Annotated in this window: 17 protein-coding genes; 14 read left to right on the top strand and 3 right to left on the bottom strand. The window is 43.8% G+C overall.

Features of this window, described 5'->3' with window-relative positions:
- The 4 genes from DG474_RS08495 to DG474_RS08480 all read left to right on the top strand — a co-directional run bounded on the left by DG474_RS08495 (nt 1) and on the right by DG474_RS08480 (nt 5,432).
- Nucleotides 1-804 (top strand): phosphatidate cytidylyltransferase, encoded by an 804-nt coding sequence (locus DG474_RS08495; RefSeq protein WP_000159119.1) that lies wholly within the window; start codon nt 1-3, stop codon nt 802-804.
- 15 nt (nt 805-819) lie between these two features.
- Complete coding sequence (rseP, locus tag DG474_RS08490; protein ID WP_255778091.1) at nt 820-2,076, top strand: RIP metalloprotease RseP; 1,257 nt, start codon at nt 820-822, stop codon at nt 2,074-2,076.
- 16 nt (nt 2,077-2,092) lie between these two features.
- Complete coding sequence (locus tag DG474_RS08485; protein ID WP_255778090.1) at nt 2,093-3,946, top strand: proline--tRNA ligase; 1,854 nt, start codon at nt 2,093-2,095, stop codon at nt 3,944-3,946.
- 106 nt (nt 3,947-4,052) lie between these two features.
- Complete coding sequence (locus DG474_RS08480; RefSeq protein WP_255778088.1) at nt 4,053-5,432, top strand: glycoside hydrolase family 1 protein; 1,380 nt, start codon at nt 4,053-4,055, stop codon at nt 5,430-5,432.
- 38 nt (nt 5,433-5,470) lie between these two features.
- Here the strand turns inward: DG474_RS08480 and DG474_RS08475 are convergent, their stop codons facing one another.
- Complete coding sequence (locus DG474_RS08475; protein WP_255778087.1) at nt 5,471-5,884, bottom strand: EamA family transporter; 414 nt, start codon at nt 5,882-5,884, stop codon at nt 5,471-5,473.
- A gap of 215 nt (nt 5,885-6,099) precedes the next feature.
- On the opposite strand from DG474_RS08475, the gene glmS reads away from it, so the two are divergent.
- A complete protein-coding gene (gene glmS / locus DG474_RS08470; RefSeq protein ID WP_255778086.1) occupies nt 6,100-7,908 on the top strand; it encodes a glutamine--fructose-6-phosphate transaminase (isomerizing) in 1,809 nt (602 codons plus the stop codon).
- Between the two features lie 111 nt (nt 7,909-8,019).
- Nucleotides 8,020-9,072, top strand: coding sequence for an LLM class flavin-dependent oxidoreductase (locus DG474_RS08465; RefSeq protein ID WP_000229782.1), 1,053 nt, complete (start codon nt 8,020-8,022; stop codon nt 9,070-9,072).
- Between the two features lie 229 nt (nt 9,073-9,301).
- Here DG474_RS08465 and DG474_RS08460 read toward each other — a convergent pair whose 3' ends face one another.
- The gene (locus tag DG474_RS08460; protein ID WP_000703388.1) at nt 9,302-10,159 is read right to left on the bottom strand and encodes a 5'-nucleotidase, lipoprotein e(P4) family; all 858 of its coding nucleotides are present in this window, start codon (nt 10,157-10,159) and stop codon (nt 9,302-9,304) included.
- 367 nt (nt 10,160-10,526) lie between these two features.
- On the opposite strand from DG474_RS08460, the gene DG474_RS08455 reads away from it, so the two are divergent.
- Genes DG474_RS08455 through DG474_RS08425 form a run of 7 tightly spaced genes read left to right on the top strand, consistent with a single transcriptional unit; the run spans nt 10,527 to nt 15,862 of the window.
- Nucleotides 10,527-11,531, top strand: coding sequence for a uroporphyrinogen decarboxylase family protein (locus DG474_RS08455; RefSeq protein WP_213988395.1), 1,005 nt, complete (start codon nt 10,527-10,529; stop codon nt 11,529-11,531).
- Nucleotides 11,532-11,542: 11 nt separating this feature from the next.
- Nucleotides 11,543-11,746, top strand: a complete 204-nt coding sequence (locus tag DG474_RS08450; RefSeq protein WP_000837737.1) for a hypothetical protein — start codon at nt 11,543-11,545, stop codon at nt 11,744-11,746.
- A 2-nt stretch (nt 11,747-11,748) separates the two neighbouring features.
- Nucleotides 11,749-12,747 carry a uroporphyrinogen decarboxylase family protein gene (locus DG474_RS08445; RefSeq protein WP_001290985.1) on the top strand — a complete coding sequence of 333 codons (999 nt, stop codon included), beginning with the start codon at nt 11,749-11,751 and terminating at the stop codon, nt 12,745-12,747.
- An 11-nt stretch (nt 12,748-12,758) separates the two neighbouring features.
- Nucleotides 12,759-13,637, top strand: coding sequence for a transporter substrate-binding domain-containing protein (locus tag DG474_RS08440; protein ID WP_000037011.1), 879 nt, complete (start codon nt 12,759-12,761; stop codon nt 13,635-13,637).
- A gap of 32 nt (nt 13,638-13,669) precedes the next feature.
- Nucleotides 13,670-14,362, top strand: a complete 693-nt coding sequence (locus DG474_RS08435) for an amino acid ABC transporter permease (RefSeq protein ID WP_000255460.1) — start codon at nt 13,670-13,672, stop codon at nt 14,360-14,362.
- 3 nt (nt 14,363-14,365) lie between these two features.
- Complete coding sequence (locus tag DG474_RS08430) at nt 14,366-15,088, top strand: amino acid ABC transporter permease (RefSeq protein ID WP_000350563.1); 723 nt, start codon at nt 14,366-14,368, stop codon at nt 15,086-15,088.
- Between the two features lie 9 nt (nt 15,089-15,097).
- On the top strand, nt 15,098-15,862 hold the full coding sequence (locus DG474_RS08425; protein ID WP_000942256.1) for an amino acid ABC transporter ATP-binding protein: 765 nt from the start codon (nt 15,098-15,100) through the stop codon (nt 15,860-15,862).
- A gap of 201 nt (nt 15,863-16,063) precedes the next feature.
- Here the strand turns inward: DG474_RS08425 and DG474_RS08420 are convergent, their stop codons facing one another.
- On the bottom strand, nt 16,064-19,780 hold the full coding sequence (locus DG474_RS08420; protein WP_255778083.1) for a pullulanase: 3,717 nt from the start codon (nt 19,778-19,780) through the stop codon (nt 16,064-16,066).
- 442 nt (nt 19,781-20,222) lie between these two features.
- Here DG474_RS08420 and rpoB point away from each other — a divergent pair, with 442 nt between their 5' ends.
- On the top strand, nt 20,223-23,834 hold the full coding sequence (gene rpoB, locus DG474_RS08415; protein ID WP_255778081.1) for a DNA-directed RNA polymerase subunit beta: 3,612 nt from the start codon (nt 20,223-20,225) through the stop codon (nt 23,832-23,834).
- Nucleotides 23,835-23,836: the final 2 nt, after the last annotated feature.

The following is a 23,836-nucleotide window of genomic DNA, read 5'->3' as shown; positions in this document are numbered from 1 at the left end:
ATGACCAAGGATTTACAAAAGAGAACATTGTTTGCGGTATTGGCCCTGGCGATTTTCCTTCCAGTCTTGTTTGCGGGAGGGCTCTTGTTGCAGATAGGGATTGGCTTGTTAGCAATGCTAGGCGTCCATGAACTCTTGCACATGAAGGGACTAAAGACTATGACCATTGAGGGTGCTTTGACTCTCTTTGCGACTTTTGCCCTCACAGTCCCTTTAGAAAACTACCTAACTTTTTTGCCTGTTGATGGGAATGTGGTTGCCTACAGTGTTTTGATTACCATAATGCTAGGGACGACCGTTTTCAGTAAAAACTATACGATTGAAGATGCCGCTTTTCCAATTGCTGTGAGTTTTTATGTTGGTTTTGGCTTCAATGCCTTACTAGATGCTCGGGTGGCAGGTTTTGATAAGGTCCTTCTGGCTCTTTTTATCGTTTGGGCGACAGATAGCGCAGCCTACCTGACAGGGATGAATTTTGGTAAACATAAGTTGGCTCCGAGAGTTTCTCCTAATAAGAGTATTGAGGGCTTTGTCGGGGGCATTCTAGGTGCGGTACTGATAACGGTAATCTTCATGCTAGTGGACAGTACAGTTGCTCTTCCTTATGGGATTTATAGAATGAGTCTCTTTGCTGCCTTCTTCAGTGTGGCAGGTCAGTTTGGTGACTTGATTGAGAGTGCCATGAAACGCCATTTCGGTGTCAAGGATTCTGGCAAATTTATCCCTGGACATGGCGGTGTGTTGGATCGCTTTGACAGCATGCTGATTGTGTTTCCAATGATGCACTTATTTGGCCTGTTTTAAAGAAAGGAATATTGAATGATTGGATTGCTAACCTTTATCCTCGTTTTTGGGATTATTGTGGTGGTGCATGAGTTTGGACATTTTTATTTTGCCAAGAAATCAGGCATTCTAGTTCGTGAATTTGCCATTGGTATGGGGCCCAAGATTTTTTCCCATATCGGTAAGGATGGCACTGCTTATACCATTCGAATCCTTCCTCTAGGAGGCTATGTTCGTATGGCAGGCTGGGGTGATGATGCGACAGAGATCAAGACAGGAACTCCGGTCAGTTTAACACTTGCTGATGATGGTAAGGTCAAACGGATCAACCTCTCAGGGAAGAAACTGGATCAAACGGCTCTTCCTATGCAGGTAACCCAGTTTGACTTTGAAGACAAGCTCTTTATCAAGGGCTTGGTCCTGGAAGAAGAAAAGACTTTTACAGTGGATCATGATGCAACGGTTGTTGAAGAAGATGGAACCGAAGTGCGCATCGCTCCTTTGGATGTACAGTATCAAAATGCTTCTATCTGGGGCAAGCTCATCACCAACTTTGCAGGTCCCATGAATAACTTTATCTTAGGTGTTGTTGTTTTTTGGATCTTGATCTTTTTCCAGGGCGGTGTTAGAGATACTCAGACCAATCTCTTTCATGTCATGCCAGAGGGAGCTTTGGCTAAGGTGGGCGTAGCTGAGACCGCTCAAATTACCAAGGTCGGCTCGCATGAGGTTAAGAATTGGCAAGACTTGACCCAGGCTGTGGAAGCAGATACCAAGGACAAGACAGCCCCGACCTTAGATGTGACCATTTCTGAAAATGGTAGCGAAAAACAAGTCACGGTGACTCCAGAAGAGAATCAAGGACGTTACATTCTCGGGGTTCAACCGGTAGTCAAGTCAGACTTTCTATCCATGTTTGTTGGTGGATTTACAACTGCAGCTGACTCAGGACTTCGTATCCTTTCGGCTCTGAAAAACTTGATTTTCCATCCAGATTTGAACAAACTCGGTGGTCCCGTTGCCATTTTTAAGGCAAGTAGCGATGCTGCTAAAAATGGTCTTGAGAATGTCCTCTATTTCCTAGCTATAATTTCCATCAATATCGGGATTTTTAACTTGATTCCTATCCCGGCTTTGGATGGTGGAAAGATTGTGCTCAATATCCTAGAGGCTATCCGCCGGAAACCCCTTAAACAAGAAATTGAAACCTATGTCACCATGGCTGGTGTAGTTATCATGGTTGTCTTGATGCTAGCTGTGACCTGGAATGACATTATGCGACTCTTCTTTTAGATAATCGAGGAATATTATGAAACAAAGTAAAATGCTAATCCCAACGCTTCGCGAAATGCCAAGTGATGCTCAAGTTATCAGCCACGCCCTAATGTTGCGTGCTGGTTATGTTCGTCAAGTTTCTGCCGGTGTTTATTCTTACCTACCACTCGCTAACCGTGTGATTGAAAAGGCTAAGAACATCATGCGCCAAGAATTTGATAAGATTGGTGCAGTGGAGATGTTGGCTCCTGCCCTTCTCAGTGCCGATCTTTGGCGTGAATCAGGCCGTTATGAAACCTATGGTGAAGACCTTTATAAACTGAAAAACCGTGAAAAGTCAGACTTTATCCTAGGTCCGACACACGAAGAAACTTTTACAGCTATTGTTCGTGACTCTGTGAAATCTTACAAGCAATTGCCACTCAACCTTTACCAAATCCAACCTAAATACCGTGATGAAAAACGTCCACGTAACGGACTTCTCCGTACGCGTGAATTTATCATGAAAGACGGCTATAGTTTCCATGCTAATTACGATAGTTTGGCTGTGACCTATGATGAATACAAGGCTGCCTATGAACGCATCTTCACTCGCAGTGGTTTAGACTTTAAAGCCATCATCGGTGACGGTGGAGCCATGGGTGGTAAGGATAGCCAAGAATTTATGGCCATCACCCCTGCTCGTACAGACCTTGACCGCTGGGTTGTCTTGGACAAGTCAGTTGCCTCATTTGATGAAATTCCTGCGGAAGTGCAAGAAGAAATCAAGGCAGAATTGCTCAAATGGATGGTTTCTGGTGAAGACACCATCGCCTACTCAAGTGAGTCTAGCTATGCGGCTAACTTAGAAATGGCAACAAACGAGTACAAGCCAAGCAACCGTGTCGTTGCGGAAGAAGAAGTGACTAGAGTGGAAACACCAGGTGTTAAATCTATTGACGAAGTCGCAACCTTCCTTAACATCCCAGAAGAACAAACAATCAAAACCCTCTTCTACATGGCAGATGGTGAGCTTGTTGCAGCCCTTCTAGTTGGAAATGACCAACTCAATGAAGTCAAGTTGAAAAACCACTTGGGAGCAGATTTCTTTGACATTGCGAGCGAGGAAGAAGTAGCAAGTGCTGTTCAAGCCGGCTTTGGTTCACTTGGCCCAGTTGGTTTGCCAGAAAATGTGAAAATCATTGCAGACCGTAAGGTGCAAGATGTTCGCAATGCTGTTGTAGGGGCTAATGAAGATGGCTACCACTTGACGGGTGTGAATCCAGGTCGTGACTTTACTGCAGAATACGTGGATATCCGCGAAGTTCGTGAGGGTGAAATTTCCCCAGACGGACAAGGTGTCTTAAACTTCGCCCGTGGTATTGAGATCGGTCATATTTTCAAACTCGGAACTCGCTACTCAGCAAGTATGGGCGCAGATGTTTTGGACGAAAATGGCCGTGCTGTGCCAATCATCATGGGTTGTTACGGTATCGGTGTTAGCCGTCTCCTTTCAGCCGTTATGGAGCAACACGCTCGCCTCTTTGTCAATAAAACGCCAAAAGGCGAATACCGTTATGCTTGGGGAGTTAACTTCCCTAAAGAATTAGCACCATTTGATGTGCACTTGATTACTGTCAATGTCAAAGATGAAGAAGCGCAAGCCTTGACAGATAAACTTGAAGCAAGCTTGATGGGAGCTGGTTACGAAGTCTTGACAGACGACCGTAACGAACGTGTCGGAGTGAAGTTTAGCGATAGTGACTTGATTGGGTTGCCAATCCGTATTACTGTTGGGAAGAAAGCAGCTGACGGTATTGTAGAAGTTAAGATCAAGGCGACTGGTGACACCATCGAAGTTCATGCAGACAACTTGCTTGAAACGCTTGAAATCCTCAGCAAGAAATAAAAACTATAATCAGAAGAAAAACAAGGCAAAAATGTAACTAGTTTTTACCTTGTTTTTTCTATATAATGAGAGTGAAGAATACATCATCAAGTTAAGAGGTATAATAATGTTAAAATTTCCAAAGGATTTTGTCTGGGGTTCCTCTACTTCTGGACCACAGACAGAAGGTCGTGTACCTGGTGACGGCAAGGGATACAATCTCTGGGATTATTGGTTCCAAGTAGAGCCAAATCGTTACTACAATGGAATTGGACCTGATAAAACATCGACTTTTTACGAAAACTGGGAAAAGGATATTGAGCTTTTGGTAGAGACTGGGCATACAGCCTTCCGAACTTCTATCCAGTGGTCTCGTATTTTTCCGCAAGGTCGTGGAGAGATCAATCCGCAAGGGGTGGCTTTCTACCGTCAGGTTTTTGAGGCTATTAAGGCCAAGGGGATTCGTCTCTTAGTCAATCTCTATCACTTCGACCTGCCTTTTGCCCTTCAAGAAGCTGGTGATGGCTGGGAAAATAAGGCAACTGTCAAGGCTTATGAAGACTATGCTCGTTTTTGTTTTGAGACTTACGGTGACTTGGTAGACCAATGGATTACCTTTAATGAACCCATCGTCCCCGTAGAATTTGGTTATTTTTATGATGCCCATTATCCTCACAAGGTGGATGCCAAAGCAGCGGTTAAGGTTGCCTATCATACGCAACTGGCTAGTAGTCTTGCGGTTAAGGCCTGTCATGAGATTCTGCCTGGCTCTAAGATTGGAATTGTACTTAACTTGACACCAGCCTATCCACGTAGCCAGCATCCTGCGGATGTCAAGGCTGCGCGCATTGCCGACCTCTTCCAAGCTCAATCTTTCCTAGATCCGTCTGTCTTGGGAGCTTATCCAGAAGAATTAGTAGAAATCTTGTCTGAGCATGATTTGCTGCCAGAGTACACTGTTGAAGAGTTAGAACTCATTCGGGAGCATACAGTGGACTTTCTTGGAGTCAATTACTACCAACCTTTGCGCGTTATGGCGCCACGTTTTGCCAAGCATCCAGACAGTCCACTCTTGCCAGAACATTTCTATGAGCCTTATATCATGCCGGGCCGTAAAATCAATCCTCATCGCGGTTGGGAAATCTACGAGCAGGGGATTTATGATATCGCTCAAAATATCAAGGAAAATTATGGCAATATTGAGTGGATGTTGACAGAGAATGGCATGGGTGTTGAAGGTGAAGATAAATTCCGTGTGAATGGCATGATTCAGGATGACTATCGTATCGACTTTGTCAAAGGACATCTGCGTGAACTTCACCGTGCCATTGAAGACGGAGCCAATTGTAAGGGTTACTTAATCTGGACCTTTATTGATTGCTGGTCATGGCTCAATAGCTATAAAAACCGCTATGGTTTGGTTGAACTTGACTTGGAAACACAGGAACGCCGTCTGAAGAAATCAGGGCACTGGTTCAAGGAACTCAGCGACCATAATGGATTTTAAGAATAAAAAGAGTGAGATGGCGTTCATCTCACTTTTTATTACAATATCATCACCAAGGTCCCAATCGTAATCAGGATACAGCCAATAATTGTTTTAAACGTCAGGACATCCTGTAGGAAGAAAAAGGCTAGAACGAGGGTAATGACGAGACTGAATTTATCGACAGCAGATACCTCAGTCGCATTGCCCATCTGTAGGGCCTTGTAGTAGCAGAGCCAGGAGGCGCCAGTGGCTAAACCAGATAAGATGAGAAAGAGCCAACTTTTTCTACTGATATTGACAATTTCGGTCTGGCTATTGGTCAAGAAAACCATGACCCAGGCCATAAGAATGACGACGACCGTACGAATAGCAGTTGCTAGATTGGATGGAACTCCCTCAATCCCAATCTTGGCTAAAATTGACGTTAGGGCTGCAAAGATAGCAGATAAAAGTGCGAAGAAAAACCACATGGCAAATACCTCCTTTTTTTATTATAAGTAATTGATGCTGACTTGTCAGGTATCAAGTGAAATCTTGATAAAATACCAGATAGGAAAACTATACCAATTTTTATCCTTGACAAGTGAGAAAAACAAGTATATACTGTCTTTGCTGATTCTGTAAAAGGGAAATCAGACTATACCAATTTAAGGAGAAAGCACAGCTGGTCTGTGTCGTATATACTATGTGTGGAATTGTTGGTGTTGTTGGAAACACAAATGCAACTGATATTTTGATTCAGGGGCTTGAAAAGCTCGAATACCGTGGTTATGATTCTGCGGGGATTTTTGTCCTAGGTGGTGCTGAAAATCATCTAGTTAAGGCTGTCGGTCGTATCGCAGAATTGTCTGCCAAAACTACTGGCGTTGAGGGAACAACTGGTATCGGTCATACACGTTGGGCGACTCACGGAAAACCAACAGAAGACAATGCTCACCCACATCGCTCTGAGACTGGACGTTTTGTCTTGGTGCATAATGGAGTGATTGAAAACTATCTTGAAATCAAGGAAGAATACCTTACAGGTCACCACTTTAAGGGGCAAACCGATACGGAAATCGCTGTTCACTTGATTGGGAAATTTGCAGAAGAAGATGGTCTCTCAGTTCTTGAAGCCTTCAAAAAAGCTCTTCACATCATCCGTGGTTCTTATGCCTTTGCCTTGATTGACTCTGAAAATCCAGATGTCATCTATGTCGCTAAGAACAAATCTCCACTTTTGATTGGTCTTGGGGAAGGTTATAACATGGTCTGCTCAGATGCTATGGCCATGATTCGTGAAACCAACCAATACATGGAAATCCATGACCAAGAGTTGGTAATCGTCAAGGCTGATAGCGTCGAAGTTCAAGACTATGATGGCAATCGCCGTAAGCGCGCTAGCTACACTGCTGAACTTGACTTGTCTGATATCGGTAAGGGAACTTACCCTTACTACATGCTCAAGGAAATCGATGAGCAACCAACGGTGATGCGCAAGTTGATCCAAGCCTACACAGATGAGGCAGGTCAAGTAGTGGTTGACCCGGCTATCATCAAGGCTGTTCAAGAGGCAGACCGCATCTATATCCTCGCAGCTGGAACTTCTTACCATGCAGGATTTGCTTCTAAGAAGATGCTGGAAGAATTGACAGATACACCAGTTGAACTTGGAATCTCATCTGAGTGGGGCTATGGTATGCCACTTCTCAGCAAGAAACCACTTTTCATCTTTATCAGCCAGTCTGGTGAAACAGCTGATAGCCGTCAGGTTTTGGTTAAGGCCAATGAAATGAGGATTCCGAGCTTGACAGTGACAAACGTCCCAGGTTCAACCCTTTCACGTGAAGCCAATCATACCATGCTCCTTCATGCAGGTCCTGAAATTGCCGTAGCATCAACAAAGGCTTATACAGCACAAATCGCAGCCCTTGCCTTCCTTGCAAAAGCAGTCGGAGAAGCAAACGGCAATGCTAAAGCGCAAGCCTTTGATCTGGTTCATGAGTTGTCAATCGTAGCTCAGTCTATCGAATCAACCCTTTCAGAAAAAGAAACCATTGATGCCAAGGTTCGAGAGCTTCTTGAAACAACTCGCAACGCTTTTTACATTGGACGTGGTCAAGACTACTATGTAGCCATGGAAGCCAGTCTCAAACTCAAAGAGATTTCTTACATCCAATGTGAAGGCTTTGCGGCAGGAGAACTCAAGCACGGAACCATTGCCTTGATTGAAGAAGGAACGCCTGTCTTGGCCCTCTTGTCAGATCCAGTCCTTGCTAACCACACTCGTGGAAATATCCAGGAGGTCGCAGCCCGTGGTGCTAAGGTACTTACAATCGCAGAAGAAAATGTTGCCAAAGAGACAGATGATATCGTTCTTACGACTGTCCACCCTTACCTCTCACCAATCTCAATGGTCGTACCAACGCAATTGGTCGCTTACTTTGCAACCCTCCACCGTGGACTCGATGTGGACAAACCACGTAACCTTGCTAAGTCAGTAACAGTAGAATAAACCAAAAAAGTCTAGTTCATCTAGGCTTTTTCTAATGAGCAAATCCATTGAAAGTAAAACTAATTAGTGATAAAATACTCTAAAAACTAAAAGAGATAGCGAGGAAACAGTATGGTAGAATTAGGAATTTCAACATTTGGTGAAACAACCGCTCTGGAAGCGACTGGGCAGATTTACAGTCATGATGAACGCATTCGTCAGTTGGTGGCAGAAATTGAGCTGGCTGATAAGGTTGGTTTGGATGTGTACGGGATTGGGGAGCATCATCGGGAGGACTTTGCGGTATCGGCGCCAGAGATTATTCTTGCAGCTGGGGCAGTCAATACCAAAAAGATTCGTTTGACTAGTTCGGTCAGCATTCTCTCGAGTATGGATCCGATTCGCTTGTTCCAACAATATGCTACCATCGATGCCTTGTCAAATGGACGGGCAGAGATTATGGCAGGTCGTGGTTCATTTACCGAATCCTTCCCTCTGTTTGGCTATGACTTGAAAGACTATGAAGCTCTTTTTGATGAAAAGTTAGACCTGCTTCAGCTGGCAAATGAAAGCACCAAAGTGAACTGGCAGGGACAATTGACTCAAAGCATCGCTGGAAAAGAAGTCTATCCTCGTCCTGTTCAGGACAAATTGCCATTGTGGGTGGCGACAGGAGGTCATGTAGAGTCAACAGTGAAGATTGCTCAGGCGGGGTTGCCGATTGTCTATGCCATTATCGGTGGCAATCCACGTTATTTTAAAAAGCTGATTCAAGCTTATCGTGAGATTGGTAGGGAAGCCGGTCATGCGGAGAAAGACCTGAAAGTGGGTGCTCATTCTTGGGGCTGGATTTCGGAAGATGGCGAGCAGGCTGTCAAAGATTATTTCCATCCGACCAAGCAAGTGGTGGATGCAATTTCCAAGGACCGTCCGCACTGGCAGGAGTTGACCTATGAGCAATATTTGGAGCAAGTTGGACCAAATGGTGCCATGTTTGTGGGCAATCCAGATCAGGTGGCAGAAAAATTGATTCGCATGATTGAGGATTTAGACTTGGACCGTTTCATGCTCCATCTACCGCTTGGTTCTATGCCACATGATCAAGTTTTGAGAGCTATTGAACTCTTCGGCACACAAGTGGCTCCAAAAGTACGAGCATACTTTGCCATGAAAGAGGGGTTATAAAAAAATTCAATCAGTTGAGTCGATTGGTGAGGAACACCCATGGATTCAGCAACAGGTGGAAGTGGTACAAGTGATAGAGCATACTATCTAGTGGAATATATACTAGTTTATACCAAGTACAAGATAAAATAGTAAAAAAGACGATTTCCGCTTGGAAATCGTCTTTTTTGATATTCTCACAAATACGATATCTTGTGGTTGGTGTAAACTGGTAGATAGCTCTCTTATTTTATTTATCAAAACCTTGTAAGTTTTTTTGTCGCTCTTCAGTTTGACCCTTGGCATCCAATTTATTACCATTGTAAACAGTGCTTTCCCATGATCCGTACATTGGGTTAGGGAAAATGATGAATTTCTCACCAAACTCTTTTTGTAATTCCTCTAATTTTTGGTTGCGCTCAGTTTCAGAGGTCTTTGAAAACTCTGCAAAGTCCACAAGATTGTCTCCTAGTAGCATGACTAAGTTGGTTTTTTCTTGGACTGCTTGTCTACGACCTTCTTTAGATTTGACGCCTTTTTCTAAGAACATGAGATGATCGCGGCTTTGTACAGGAATTCCTTCGTTTTCTAGGTTTTTGATCGTATCATCTACCTGATCTATCGTGCGGTCAGATACATAGTAAATTTGGACACCGTTTTGGTCTGCAAATTGGAGAAAGTCTTTAGCACCTGGTACAGCCTTGGCTGCGGCTTTTTTTACCCAGACATCCCAGTTTTCTGGGGTAAATGCTGTTCCGTCTTTGACATTTTGCGCTTGATAAGGGCTATTGTCTAATACAGTTTCGTCCAAGTCCAAAACGATAGAGTAGGGTTTATCTGTCTGTGTTTTTAGTAGTTCTTTCAAACGATCAGTAGCGACATTGTAACCTTGTAGATAGAGTGCCTTGGTTTCAGCTGCTTTTTGATACCAAAGAGTTGACATAGTATTTTCTCTTGAACGCAACTGATCATAGGTCATTGTAACCTGATTATCAGATGTACTACTTTGTGTTGTCTGTGAATTTGCCGAATTTGTACCACAGCCAGTCAGTAAAATGACGGAAGTAAGTGTAGAAGCAATTGTAATGGTAACTTTGGATATTTTCATAATCCCATCCTCCTAATAATAGTCTATTAATATTGTAGCGTTTTCATGGGATTTGTGCAAGGAAATACCGAGAGAAAAGAAATTTTTCAGTAGTAATTTGGTATTAGGATAAAATTATGTACTTAATTTGGGAATGAAGATGGATATAAAAAAATTCAATCGGCTTGATAGAAAATCTATATCAGCTTCTTTTTGGAAAATAGATGAAAATAAAGTGAATCTTTGAAAGGCTAGTAACATCAAGCTTTTTAGGGATTTTTTTCTTTATAGATATAAAAATTTCCAATCGAGTTGATAGTCAATATATATTGGGAAAAGGGGAAAAGGAGTGGTAAGATGGTTTCAATCCAAATGGAAGGAGAAAGGTATGGCGAGTAAAAGAGAGCTAGTCTTTAGAGCGATTCGAGGCGATGAAGTGGAAAGAGTTCCTGTGGGATTTTGGTTTCATTTTGTAACACTCGAAGAAAAGGGGCAGGGATTAAATAATCCACGTATCTTTCAAAAAAGTGTTGATGGGCATCACAATTATGTGGAAAGGATTCGTCCTGATTTTGTCAAAATTATGAGCGACGGTTTTTTCCTTTATCCAAGTAATGTCTATCGTCCTAAGATTGCAAGCATTCAGGAGCTGACTTCTATTGAGTCGATTGGTGAGGAACACCCATGGATTCAGCAACAGGTGGAAGTGGTACAAGCGATTCGAGAGACCTTTACCGAAGAGATTGCTTCTTTCTACAATATCTTTTCGCCTATCTCCTACCTCAAGCGTTGGTTCCGTACAGAAACTTCTCGAGGAGATAGGGAAGTGGCTGACCTATTGCTTGAAAATCCTGAGCAACTCAGATCTATTCTAGATGTGATTGCAAGAGATATTGCTATCCTAACTCAGAAAATCATCCAGCAAGGTGGAGTTGATGGGATTTATCTCAGCACCCAGGAAATTCAAGATGAGCGCATCACACCAGAACTCTACCAAACCTATATCGAACCGAGCAATATAGCGATTTTGGAGGCAGCCAATCAGGTTGGTGGGACCAATATCCTCCATATCTGTGGTTTTGAAGGTGCGAGCAATGATGTGACGATATTTAAGGACTATCCAGCTCAAGTGGTCAACTGGGCGACCCACCATGAGGATGTTAGTTTGACACAGGGGCAAGAGTTGTTTCCAGGCAAGGCCGTTTTAGGTGGATTTGAAAACGGCAAGAAAAGCTTGCTTTATCAAGGTTCCAAGGCGGAATTGCAAGATGAAACAAGACGGTTGCTGGCTGAAGCTGGTAATAAAGGCGTTCTTCTGGGAGCTGACTGTACTGTTCCAGATGACTTTGACTTAGAGAGGTTGGACTGGATTCGGCAGGCAGCTGTTCTCTAAAAGGAGGAGCTATGAAAAGTAAAAGATGGGGAATCTTCATTGCAGTTGTCGGTTTGCTGGCTTTGGTTGCCATAAGCGTCGTAAAAAATGGGCACTGCAAAAATGGAGAGAGATGTCGTGGAGTTCAGGATTTTTCCAAGTCCAGTCTTCCCTTTCTACGCTCGAATGATATCGCAAGCAGTTTATTAGTTGAAAAAGTAAGAAATGGAGAATAAGAATGTCAGAAAAAAAAGAATGGGTTTTAAAAGCATTTAGAGGTGAAAAGGTTGATCGTGTGCCAGTTGGTTTTTGGCACCATTTCACATCCGAAGACGAATGGCTACACGGATTTTCAAATCCAGTCATTATCGAGAAGAATATTGAGGGCCATAAGCGCTTTATCCGAGAAGTTCAGCCGGACTTTATCAAGTTAATGAGTGATGGCTACTTTGCTTATCCAAATCCAGCGATTGCCAAAGGAAAATCACTTCAAGAATTGGCAACCATTCAACCACTCGGACCAGAGCACGCTTGGATAAAAGAGCAGGTGGACTTGGTTAAAAAAATCAAGCAAGAGTTTACAGAAGATATCGTTGCGATTTACAATATTTTTGCTCCTGTGACCTATCTCAAGTGGCTACTGGGGGAAGTATCTGGTGGGGATGACCTCATTGCGGACTTTCTGGTGGAAGACCCTGAAGCCCTCAAGAAGGTGTTGGATGTGATTGCAGAGGATATTGCGAGTCTCAGCCGAGCTGTTATCGAAGAGGCTGGTGCTGATGGAATCTACCTCAGCGTGCAGAGTATCCAAGATCAACGAGTGTCGGCAGCAGAGTATCAAGCCGTCATTGCACCTAGCGAGATAACGGTTCTGGAAGCAGCTAGTGCTGTTGGTGGTGTCACGGTTCTTCATATCTGTGGCTACGAGGGAGCACGAAATGATATTCACCTTTTTGCAGACTATCCAGCCCAAGTCTTTAACTGGGCTGTAGGACCAGAGGGAATCACTCTCAAGGAAGGTCGTGAGATTTTCAAGGGACATACGGTTCTTGGAGGATTTGAAAATGGTAAGACAGGCTTGCTGTATACTGGTAGCAAGGATGCCATTCAGGCTGAAGCAAAGAAACTAGTTGCAGAAGCTGGGGAACAGGGCTTGGTACTTGGGGCAGATTGTACCATTCCAAGTGATATCGCAGTTGAGCGTATCCAGTGGGTGAGAGAAGCGCTTGAAAACTAAAGGAGAAAAAGATGAGTAAAAAAGCATGGATTATCGGTGGTGTAGCAGTGGTTGTAGTAATTGGGGCAACGATTATCGGGAGAAGTTTAGCTGGTGCTCCAGCCAAGGATGGAGAAACGGCTTCGTCTGCTGAAGTTATAACCTTGAAGGTTGCCCATACACAAAACTATGTTCCATATGATTTTGTCAATGAAAAAGGGGAATCAGATGGTTATGAAGTAGCTGTTTTGAAGGCTGTTGATGAGAAGTTGGCAAACTATCAATTTGAATATACGGGTACCAGTGATGATGACCTCTTGATTGGTCTGGAATCAGGTAAGTATGACATCGGAACCAAGGGAGCTTGGTACACAGATGAACGAGCTAAAAAGTTTGTCATTCCATCTGAACCAGTCGGAGCGAGCATCATCGGATTTACGGTCAGAAAAGAAGATGAACAGAAATACAAAACCATTGATGACTTTGCTAAGAATAAAGGGAAATTGGTTCCCATCTCTCCACAGAATGCTCAATGGAATGTCATCACCAGCTACAATGAAAAACATCAGGATGCACCGATTGAGCTAACAGCTGCTGAATCCTTTAAAGTGGCAGATGCCTATGCCTGGGTCTTAGAAGGGCGTTATGACGCCTTCTTTGATATCAAACTGTCCTTTGAAAAAGCAGTTACTGCAGAAGATGGCCCTTACCACCAATATGCGGATAAACTCAGCTGGTTCCCATACAAGGGCATCCCAACTTATCCCTTGATTCACCGTGATGAAAAGGGTGAGAAATTCGCTAAAGAATATGAAAAAGCAATCAAAGAGTTGAAAGAAGATGGTACGCTTGCTAAGCTATCTCAGCAATACTTTAAAGAAGATGTCTTTAGTTATGTAGACAAAGACTAGGCCAGAAATTCCAAGACTAGAAAGGGTTTTGCATGGTTTCTTATGATTTTTCCAAGGTCTTTCAGTTTTTGCCGACCTTATGGCAGGCACTTCCTATGACCTTGTCCATTCTCTTTTTTACCACTCTTCTTGGGTCCCTTTTTGGAGGTCTCTTGGCCTGGGCACAAGTAGGAGAAGACAAGAGTTTTGCAGCGATTTCCAAAGGCTATATCTTTACCCTTCGTTGTACACCGCCGATTGTCTTGCTTTTTCTAGTCTTTTATGGCTTGCCAGAATTTCTGAAATGGTGGCTTGGTTTAGATATCAACAACTGGTCTAAAACTATTTTTGTTCTCTTGACGATGATTCTCTTGTTTGCGGCTATTGTTGCCGAGGTTTTCAAGGCGGCCTATCAAGCTATTCCAAAGGGGCAGACAGAGGCCGGGCTTAGTATTGGTTTGACTCCAAGTCAGACTTTTTGGAGAATCATTTTTCCTCAAGCTTTTCAAGTTGCTCTTCCCAATATAACAACTGCTATTCTCAATCTCATGCGGGATGCTGCCTTGGCCTATACGATTGGTTTTGTTGATGTTATGGGGGCCGGGAATCTCTTGATCAGTCGCAATTTAGGGAACTACTCTCTGGAAACCTATACGGCAGTTGCGCTTCTTTACTGGGGGATTGCCTTGGTTATTTCTAGCTTGAGTCGTTTGCTTGAGAAGTCTTTGGAAACAAAAGGGAGGTAAGAAATGGATATAGACTATATTGTAAAGACCTTTCTGGAGACCTTGAAGGGTGTGCCAATCACCTTGATTATCATGATTGTGGCTATGGTCTTAAGCTTTTTACCGGCTCTATTTTTAGCCTTGGGGCAGATTTACAAGGTTCGAGGGGTGAGGAGTTTTTCTCTGGTCTATCTGGCCTTTATCCGAGCGACTCCACCAATTTTATTGATTCTCTTCTTTTATAGTTTGTTTCCAAGCCTGCTGAATCAATTTCTCAAAAGCATAGGAAGTGACTTTGATATTTTCAAACTTGATCCTCTCTATTATGCCTTTATCATTTATAGTTTGATGACAGTCGGGAGTTTGTCGGAGATTTTGCGTTCAGCCATCTTGACGGTGGACAAGGGACAACTAGAGGCAGCGCATGCGATTGGGCTGACTACAACCCAGGCCTATCTAAGGATTGTTTTTCCTCAAGCCTTGCGCTCAGCCTTGCCTAACTTGGCCAATCTGGTGATCAATATCGTCAAAGGGACCTCCCTGGTCTTTGTCATGACCATCAAGGACATCACCGCTATTGCTCGTGTGGAAGCGTCCTACGGTTACCAGTATTTTGAGTCTTATTTTGTGATTTTTTTGCAGTATATTTTGATCTGTGGTTTGATTCAGTGGGGCTTCTCCCTACTGGAAAAAGGCTATGTGAAAAAAGAAAAAAGTGCAAAAGCATCTAGCGCGCGTTTCGTATAGGAGGACAGGATGTTACAAGTAGAACATATCGCAAAAACATTTGGTGAGAGGCAGGTCTTGGAGGATGTCAATCTTCAGGTTAACCAAGGGGATGTCGTCGTTATTTTAGGACCATCAGGTTCGGGGAAAACGACCTTTCTCCGTTGTCTTAATCACTTAGAAAAAGCTGACAGTGGCCGTTTGACCTTGGCAGGAAAGACCTATGACTTATCCAAATTGAGCAAGAAAGACATTCTAGAAATTCGCCAAAAAACAGCCTTTGTTTTCCAACACTACAATCTCTTTGCAAACAAAACTGCTCTGGAAAATATTCTAGAAGGCCTAATCGTAGCTCGTAAAGTTCCCAAGGAAGAAGCACTCAAACGTGCAGAATCTGCCTTAGAAAAAGTTGGTTTACTGGCCTATAAGGACTACTACCCTTCCCAACTATCTGGAGGGCAACAACAACGAATAGGAATTGCGCGTGCCATTGCCGTTAAGCCCGAGGTCATTTTGCTAGATGAACCAACATCAGCACTAGACCCTGAGTTGGTTGGAGATGTTTTGGATGTTCTGAAACAGTTGGCGGGAGAAGGTGTGACCATGGTGGTCGTCACGCATGAGATGGGATTTGCTAGAGATGTCGCCAACCACGTTATTTTCATGGATGGAGGCCGTATCGTAGAGGAGAACAATCCCCACGATTTCTTTAGTCGTCCACAAGAAGAACGAACCAAGCAGTTCCTGGCTCGTATCTTATCAGACGCTAGCTATAGTGTAGAATATATGATTTGATAGCTAAGTGTATCATAAAAACAACACCCCATGACTAGAAGATTCTTCTAATCATAGGGTGTTTTTCTATAGGAGGGCTAGGTTATACTCTTCGAAAATCTCTTTAAACCTCGTCAGCTTCGCCTTATCTACAACCTCAAACCAGTGTTTTGAGCAGCCTGCGGCTAGCTTCCTAGTTTACCCTTTGATTTTCATTGAGTGTTATTTCTTTTTCTTGTTCTTTATCAACCATCCAAGTCCGAGAAGGGCAAGGATGCTAAATCCAGCAAGGGCAAGAAGGGGTTTGTTCTCAGTACCTGTGTTTGGAAGGAATTTCTGAGAAAGAGTCTCTGTAGCAGTTTCTTGAGAGTCAGGATTTGCTACTAGGTTTTGAGCTTGGCCTTGTTCTGGTTCAACTTCCAAGCTAGAAAGATTAAACTCTGGTTTTTCTTCCACAGCTGGGGCGACAATGGCACCACCTTGAGACAAGCGGAGAACAACGGCAGTGAGAGCGTTCAATTTTAAGCCTTTTTCAGTCCATTCGAGACCTTGAGGGTCGGTAATTCCTACGGGACCTGCTTGGTTTTCATCAGCCAAGACTTCGGCCTTTCTCAAGTGAGCAAAGGCAGTTCCCAAGTTGAATTCGCGAGCCTTATCATCCGCATTGACAAAGACAGCGTAGACATCACCGTTTGGAGCAGTAATTTGGTAGCCGATGACCACGTCTTCTTTTTCAACGCCATTTTGTCCTGGGACAGTAATGAGGTGGACGCGCTCCTTGATATCTTGCAGACTCTTGAGTCGGAAGGCGTCTGTAGATTGACGAAGAGCGATCAATCCTTTCATGTAGTCACGACTCTTGACATTTTCAGGATATGCTTTGCCATCTGTAGCCTTGGTCCAGTCAAACTTGTTGACAGCATCACTAGAGTCATAAGAGTCATGGATAAAGTAAGGATAGACAAATGGCTTGCCGTCTTTGTCACGCAACAAGTGAGACTTGTTTGGAACCTTATCTTCAGGGACAGGAGTCTTATAGGCTGGATCAAGGAATTGTTTGGTACGTCCATATTCCTGACCAGAGTGGATAAACGGAGTTCCTTGAGCAGTCAAGACCATGAGGTTTCCAAGTCGCAAACGACGATGGATCTCAGCGTAGTTTTCAGCCTTGCTAGGGTCTTTTTTGATAGACTGGGCAATGATGTCAAAGAGGGTCAAGTTATCATGGGCTGCGATATACTGGATAACATCTCCAGGGCTGTCTGCTTCAAAGTTGGTTGGTTGGGCAATGAGATTTTTAAAGATGGTATTGATATCGCGTTTGCCACCTGTGATAAAGGCAGGTTGACCTTCGTTTGGATAGCCAGACTTGAGGTTGTTGCGGATGTCGTCTGAAAAGACAGCGACAGTATCTGTTTTCTTCATCCAATCTTGGTCAGCAGGTTGTACAGGCGTATTTTCATCACCAGTATAGGTTCTCCAGCCTTCACCTAACATGATAAGATTTGGATTGAGGGCGCGTGCAGCCTTGTAAGCTTCTTCGATAGAAGCCGCATCGTGGTCACCCATCATATCAAAGCGGAAACCATCTACTTTGTAGGTTTCAACCAGATACTTGATAGAGTCTACCAAGACACGTTTAGACATGTAGTGGGTAGTTCCCAAACGGCCGCCTCCGAAGCTAGTACGTGGAGTTCCGTCTGCGTCCATAAAGTGGTAGTAGTTTGGCTCAATATCCTCAAAAATATCAACATTGGCAGTATGGTTGTAGACCACGTCCAGGATAGCACCCATGCCACGTTTGTGGATTTCGTTGATGAGGTTTTTGAATTCGGCAATACGTTTTTCTGGATCCTTAGGATCGCTTGAGTACATACCAGTCAAGGAGAAGTAGTTTTGAGGGTCATATCCCCAGTTATAGTTGCTGTTGCTTGAAGCGTAGGCAGACAAACGTTCATGGTTCTTCAATTCATTGACAAAGTAGTAGGACAAGACTGGAAGGAGCTGGATGTGGGTCACACCCAAGTCTTTGAGATAGTCTAGTTTTTCGATAAAGGCTTCAAAGGTACCAAATGGTTTGGTCAAGTCTTTTGCGATGGCAGGATCTGAGGTGAAGTCACGAACATGGGCTTCATAGATGACAGCATCTTCGCGCGATTTGAAATTGCGAATCTTACCGTAGGTCAAATCTTGTGGGCCTAGTTTAGATGGGTCCACAAAGGCAGCTTTAGCGACCTTATGAGCGGCATCTGTTTTTGCTAGGTCACTATTCCAAGCCGCTAATGATTTGGCATAAGGGTCAAGAACGAGGACAGTTTTACCTTGGCGCTCGATCTGGTAGTGGTAGTAATAGCCAGTGTAGTTGCTGATACCGAGACCAGAGTTTGCATCCAGAGTTTGTTTCCAGGTTCCTTTTTCTCCTTTTTCAAGGACGACAGTTCCAACTACCTTTTCAGGGTCTTCCTTGTCATAGACAACAACGGAAACCTTATCAGCACTTGGAGACCAGAGCGTGAGGTCAACACGCTTGCCATCTTCTTTTAGAGTTGCGCCGAGTGGCCCATCGTAACTGTAGGACTCATCCTTGAGGCGCCAGCTTGAACGTGTGGTAAAGCGGTCTGAATTGTAGCTGACAGTGTACGGGTGTTGAGTGTCAGAGAAGTCGCCGATATAGGTCACTTTTTTACCTGCCTCATCCACTTCCACGTCTGTGATAGTTACTTTATTCCCTTGGTAATCAGTGATGCTGGAGTGTTTGAGGATATCGTCTTTCTTAGCTCCAACGAGGGTAGAAAAACTGCTTTCGATACGAGATTTAGCCACGTGTTGGGCACCAGTCATACGGATATCGTGAACGTAGTAGGGGTTGGTGTAGATGGTTTCGTCATCATCTTTGAGGAAAATCTGACTGTGATTTTTTAGATCAGTGAATTTATAATCTTCTTTTCTGATTTTCACATCATCGCCTTTCTTGCTTTCGTCTAGTAATAAAAATCCAAATTCTCTTGCGGCTTTATTGAGTGGGATATCAATGTAGCGGCCATACTTTCCAGTTGCGGTAAAGTCAGTACCGTCAGGCCATTCTCCACTGCTTGGTTTTTTGACATCGCCCCAATACCAGAGAGATTTTTTGTCATAGTTTCCATCGGTGCGGTAGTAGTTGACACGAATAGTTCCTGCTGGTTGAGGGCGGTAGTTGTATACCTTGTAGTTTTCATCTAGCCAGGCCTCATTCATTTTTGGAGAGAGGCGCTCTACAGAACGGTCTCCCGTCAGGTTATCCCCCTTGGTATTGTTGATAAGGAAGCTGACTTTCTTGGCTTGCTCATTTTTGAGTTTGACATCTAGATAATAGCCGTAGTCATCTTGCTTGGCATCCTTGAAGGACTTGGCTCCATTGGGCCAGTTTTCAGACGGCTTCTCAACATCGTCCCAAGTCCAAAGACCTTGAGAATCCTTGTTTTCTTCAGGGAGTTTTTTTACATGGATACGGAAGTGGTTGTCTTCGATGGGTTCTTCAGAGGATGCGTCAGCTTGTGGTTTTTGATCTGAAGTTGGCGTTGCAGTGCTGTTATCTACTTTCTCTTCCTTGCTGTTAGCCTGGCTTGTAGTAGCATCTTCTGTTTTGGGTGTTGCTGGCGCTGTAGTAGTTTCCCCAGCTGGAGCTTCTTTTTTAGAATCAAGGGAAGCGTTTGCATTCTTTTGTTCAGAAATAGGCGTTTCCGTTTGAGTTTGACTCGTTTCAGTCTCAGTAGGGGCCTTGGTCACAGCTCTGGTATTTTCCTGAGTTTGAGGCAGGTTTTCGTTAGCCGAAATAGTTGGCATTGCAGCTGAAAGCAGGATAATGCTGGCACCAATAAGGACAGAACCAGTTCCGTTCTTCAAGGAACGGATACCATAAATCATTTTTTTCTCAGTTTGAGATGGGATCTTTTTCATCACAATTCTCCTTGTGTAGTTGTTCCCTATCAGTATAGCACGAGGTAAACATTAGTGCAAGCGTTTTCCTAATTTTTGAGAGAAAATATAATGATTCATTTTCTTGAATTTTTAAAATAATATACAGGAAAAGATTGTTTAAAAAATAGTAAAAAAACCTTGAAAAATCTAGCTAAATAAGGTATAATATGAATAATCATTTGTCGTAGGTTTTGTCTGAAATATTGTCCAGACAAGGCTCACAGCAGTTAAATCTTCTGAAAAAGTCAGATTTAGCTGCTCTTTTTGTGCTTTTTTTCAGGTTTTTGAGTGCTTGTAACAAAGATTTAAAGATTCTGAAAATTCGTCAAAGGGACACGGTGATAGGGGTTTTAAAAACCATATGACGATTAGAAAAGCCTGATTGACAAGGCTTGGAATTTATTTACAAAGGAGAATCATCTTGGCAGGACATGACGTTCAATACGGGAAACATCGTACCCGTCGTAGTTTTTCAAGAATCAAAGAAGTTCTTGACTTACCAAATTTGATTGAAATTCAAACGGATTCATTCAAAGATTTCCTAGATCACGGTCTTAAGGAAGTATTTGAAGATGTATTGCCAATTTCAAACTTCACAGACACAATGGAGTTGGAATTTGTTGGCTATGAAATCAAGGAACCAAAATACACGCTCGAAGAAGCTCGTATCCACGATGCTAGCTACTCAGCACCAATTTTTGTAACCTTCCGCTTGATCAATAAAGAAACAGGCGAAATCAAGACCCAAGAAGTCTTCTTTGGTGATTTCCCAATCATGACCGAAATGGGTACTTTCATCATCAATGGTGGTGAACGTATTATCGTTTCTCAGTTGGTCCGCTCACCAGGTGTTTACTTTAACGACAAAGTAGACAAGAACGGTAAAGTGGGATACGGCTCAACTGTTATCCCTAACCGTGGAGCTTGGTTGGAACTTGAAAGCGACTCAAAAGACATTGCCTACACTCGTATCGACCGTACTCGTAAGATTCCATTTACGACCTTGGTTCGTGCGCTTGGTTTCTCAGGTGATGATGAAATCTTTGATATCTTTGGTGATAGCGAATTGGTTCGCAACACCGTTGAAAAAGATATCCACAAGAATCCAATGGACTCTCGTACAGACGAAGCCTTGAAAGAAATCTACGAACGCCTTCGTCCAGGTGAGCCTAAGACTGCTGAAAGCTCACGTAGCTTGCTTGTGGCACGTTTCTTCGACCCACGTCGCTATGACTTAGCAGCCGTTGGTCGTTACAAGATCAATAAAAAACTCAACGTTAAAACACGCTTGCTCAACCAAACCATTGCGGAGCCATTGGTAGACCCTGAAACTGGTGAAATCTTGGTAGAAGCTGGTACCGTTATGACTCGTAGCGTGATTGAAAGTATCGAGAGTCACTTGGATGGCGACTTGAACAAGATTGTTTATATTCCAAACGATTCAGCTGTTCTGACAGAACCAGTTGTGCTTCAAAAATTCAAGGTTGTTGCTCCAACGGACCCAGACCGTGTCGTAACCATCATCGGAAATGCTAATCCAGACGACAAGGTTCGTGTTGTAACTCCTGCGGATATCCTTGCAGAGATGAGCTACTTCCTCAACTTGGCTGAAGGTATCGGACGTGTGGATGATATCGACCACCTTGGAAACCGTCGTATCCGTGCAGTTGGTGAATTGCTTGCCAACCAAGTACGTCTTGGACTTTCTCGTATGGAACGTAATGTCCGTGAACGCATGTCTGTTCAGGACAATGAAGTTTTAACACCACAACAAATTATCAATATCCGTCCTGTAACAGCTGCGGTTAAAGAATTCTTTGGTTCATCACAGTTGTCACAGTTCATGGACCAACACAACCCGCTTTCTGAGTTGTCTCACAAACGTCGTTTGTCAGCCTTGGGACCTGGTGGTTTGACTCGTGACCGTGCTGGATATGAAGTACGTGACGTACACTATACTCACTATGGTCGTATGTGTCCAATCGAGACACCTGAAGGACCTAACATCGGTTTGATCAATAACTTGTCATCTTACGGGCACTTGAACAAATATGGATTTGTTCAAACTCCATACCGTAAGGTTGACCGTGAAACAGGTGTAGTCACAAACGAAATCGTTTGGTTGACAGCCGATGAAGAAGATGAATTTACTGTAGCGCAGGCCAACTCTCGCCTCAACGAAGACGGTACTTTTGCTGAGAAAGTTGTCATGGGACGTCACCAAGGGGTCAACCAAGAGTATCCAGCAGAAGTGGTTGACTACATGGACGTGTCACCAAAACAGGTAGTTGCCGTTGCGACAGCATGTATTCCTTTCTTGGAAAACGATGACTCCAACCGTGCCCTCATGGGTGCCAACATGCAACGTCAGGCTGTGCCATTGATTGATCCAAAAGCACCTTACGTTGGTACTGGTATGGAATACCAAGCAGCTCATGACTCTGGTGCTGCTGTTATTGCTCAGTATGATGGTAAAGTTACATACGCAGATGCTGACAAGGTAGAAGTACGCCGTGAAGATGGTTCATTGGACGTTTACCACATCCAAAAATTCCGTCGTTCAAACTCAGGTACTGCCTACAACCAACGCACGCTTGTTAAAGTTGGCGATGTCGTTGAAAAAGGCGACTTTATCGCTGACGGACCTTCTATGGAAAAAGGGGAAATGGCGCTTGGACAAAACCCAATCGTTGCTTACATGACATGGGAAGGTTACAACTTCGAGGATGCCGTTATCATGAGCGAACGCTTGGTCAAAGACGATGTCTATACATCTGTCCACCTCGAAGAATACGAATCAGAAACGCGCGATACAAAGCTTGGGCCTGAAGAAATTACTCGTGAAATTCCAAACGTTGGTGAAGATGCCCTTAAAGACCTTGACGAAATGGGTATTATCCGTATCGGTGCCGAGGTTAAAGAAGGGGACATCCTTGTCGGTAAAGTCACACCTAAGGGAGAGAAAGACCTTTCAGCTGAAGAACGTCTCTTGCACGCTATCTTTGGAGACAAGTCTCGTGAAGTGCGTGACACCTCTCTTCGTGTACCTCACGGTGCTGATGGTGTCGTTCGTGATGTTAAGATCTTTACACGTGCAAATGGTGATGAGTTGCAATCAGGTGTTAACATGCTGGTTCGTGTCTACATCGCTCAAAAACGTAAGATCAAAGTCGGAGATAAGATGGCCGGACGTCACGGAAACAAAGGGGTTGTCTCTCGTATCGTTCCTGTAGAAGACATGCCTTACCTTCCAGACGGAACTCCAGTCGATATCATGCTGAACCCACTTGGGGTGCCATCACGTATGAATATCGGTCAGGTTATGGAACTCCACCTTGGTATGGCAGCCCGTACTCTTGGTATCCACATCGCAACACCAGTCTTTGACGGAGCAAGTTCTGAAGACCTTTGGGATACTGTTAAAGAAGCAGGTATGGATAGCGATGCCAAAACAATCCTTTACGACGGACGTACAGGTGAGCCGTTTGACAACCGTGTATCAGTTGGTGTCATGTACATGATCAAACTCCACCACATGGTTGATGATAAATTGCACGCGCGTTCAGTCGGACCATACTCAACCGTTACCCAACAACCACTCGGAGGTAAAGCTCAGTTTGGTGGACAACGTTTCGGTGAGATGGAAGTTTGGGCTCTTGAAGCCTACGGTGCGTCAAATGTTCTCCAAGAAATCTTGACTTACAAGTCTGACGATATCAACGGACGTTTGAAAGCTTATGAAGCTATTACAAAAGGAAAACCAATTCCAAAACCAGGTGTTCCAGAATCCTTCCGAGTTCTTGTAAAAGAATTGCAATCTCTTGGTCTTGACATGCGTGTCCTTGACGAAGATGATCAAGAAGTGGAACTTCGCGACTTGGATGAAGGAATGGACGAAGATGTCATCCACGTAGATGACCTTGAAAAAGCCCGCGAAAAAGCAGCCCAAGAGGCTAAAGCAGCCTTTGAAGCTGAAGAAGCTGAGAAAGCAACAAAAGCGGAAGCAACAGAAGAAGCTGCTGAACAAGAATAAGC

Source organism: Streptococcus oralis (genome assembly GCF_024399415.1).
GTDB lineage: Bacteria > Bacillota > Bacilli > Lactobacillales > Streptococcaceae > Streptococcus > Streptococcus oralis_CS.
The sequence above is the reverse complement of the archived record's forward strand: the minus strand, read 5'-3'. Positions and strand labels throughout refer to the sequence as shown.